The sequence below is a fragment of the Sandarakinorhabdus sp. genome, assembly GCF_031430775.1.
In the GTDB taxonomy this organism is placed as follows: Bacteria; Pseudomonadota; Alphaproteobacteria; order Sphingomonadales; family Sphingomonadaceae; genus Sandarakinorhabdus.
Genome location: NZ_JANPCD010000065.1, coordinates 1 through 1,678, shown reverse-complemented (window position 1 = coordinate 1,678; position 1,678 = coordinate 1). Strand labels below are relative to the sequence as shown.

Genomic DNA, 1,678 nt, shown 5'->3' with positions numbered 1-1,678 from the left:
GGCTGCCACGCTACCCGCCCGGAAGTCTGGTGGAAAGCGGCTTTGCGCGCCGCGCCCGCGCCTCTATCATGCCGGCAAAGGGGTATATCATGCGGGTTTGGACCAGAATATCACTTGCCGTGCTGGTGGCGGCAATTCCAGCCACGGTGGCCGCGCAAGCGATGCGCCCCACGCCGCCGCGCGATCCTGCACTGGCCGCCGGCCCGTATGAAACGCTGGTGATCCGGGGTGCGACCATCATCATCGGCAATGGCGGGCCGCCGCAGGGCCCGGCTGACATCGTCATCAAACAAGGGCGGATCACGGACATACGCAGCGCTGGCACGCCCGGATTGCCGATGCGCGCGAACAGACCTCCATCAGGCGCGGCGCGCGAAATTGACGCCGCCGGCATGTATGTCCTGCCCGGTTTTGTCGACATGCACGGCCATCAGGGCGACCCCGACAAGATGGACGACCCCAGCTATGCGTATCGGTTGTGGTTGGCGCATGGTGTGACGACCTTGCGCGGCGTGCCGCTGTATGGCGACGACGCCGCCCGGGCCCTGGATGACAAGCGCCGCGCCGCCGCCGGCGAGACCGTGTCGCCGCGCATCTACGTCTATCAGACTCTGGGTTCGGGTGCTTCGGCGGGCTGGAAGGGTGGCCGTGTGCAAACCCCGGACAAGGCCCGCGAATGGGTGCGCTGGGCGGCTGGCGCCGGCATCGACGGCATCAAGTTCTTCAATCGCGGCGATGAAACCCCCACCATTGCCCGTGCCGCCATCGACGAGGCGAAAAAACTCGGGCTGGGGATCGTCGCGCATCTGTCGCAGCCCAATATCGCCGAATTCAACGCCCGTGATGCCGCCGCTGCCGGCCTTGGCACCATCACGCATTTCTACGGCCATTTCGAGAGCATGCTTGATGGCCGGCGCGTGCAGGACACGCCGGCCGACTATAATTTCAACGACGAGCAAAAGCGTTTCGGCGGCATCGCCGAGATCTGGAACCAGATCCACGCGCCCGGCGGCCCGGAATGGCAGGATTATCTGAAGGCGCAAAAGGCCAGCGGCGTCGTGTTCGATCCGACGTTCAACATCTACAGCGCCAGCCGCGACCTGATGCGCGCCAAGCGGGCGGAATGGCATGACCGCTATACACTGCCGTCGCTGACCGGGTTTTTCGAATCCAACCGCGACAACCATGGCAGCTATTTCTTCGACTGGACCAGCGAGCGCGAATATGAATGGCGGCGATTCTACACTCGCTACATGCATTTGGTGAATGATTACAAGAATATGGGAGGGCGTGTCACCACCGGCAGCGACCCCGGCTTCATCTGGCAGACCTGGGGATTTGGCTATATCCTCGAACTGGAACTGCTGCGCGAGGCCGGTTTTGCGCCGCTGGAAGTCATCCAGAGCGCCACGATCAACGGCGCCACGACGTTGGAGGAACCGGGGGGCCGCAGCCCCGATTTCGGGTTGATCCGCGTCGGCATGCGCGCCGATCTGGTCATCACGCCCGAAAACCCGCTGCACAACCTCAAGACGCTGTACGGCACCGGCTTTGAAAAGCTGGACGAGGCCACGCAAAAGACCGTGCGCGTCGGCGGCATTCGCTGGACCATCCGCGACGGCATCGTCTTTGATGCGCCGGCGCTGCTGAAGTCCGTTGCCGATCAGGTGGCGCGCGA

1 protein-coding gene is annotated in these 1,678 nt (G+C 64.0%); it reads left to right on the top strand.

Annotated elements, in window-relative coordinates:
• Window positions 1-89: 89 nt before the first annotated feature.
• Window positions 90-1,678: amidohydrolase family protein (locus RMQ73_RS03455; RefSeq protein WP_310496629.1), on the top strand; the 1,589-nt coding region annotated here is incomplete at its 3' end.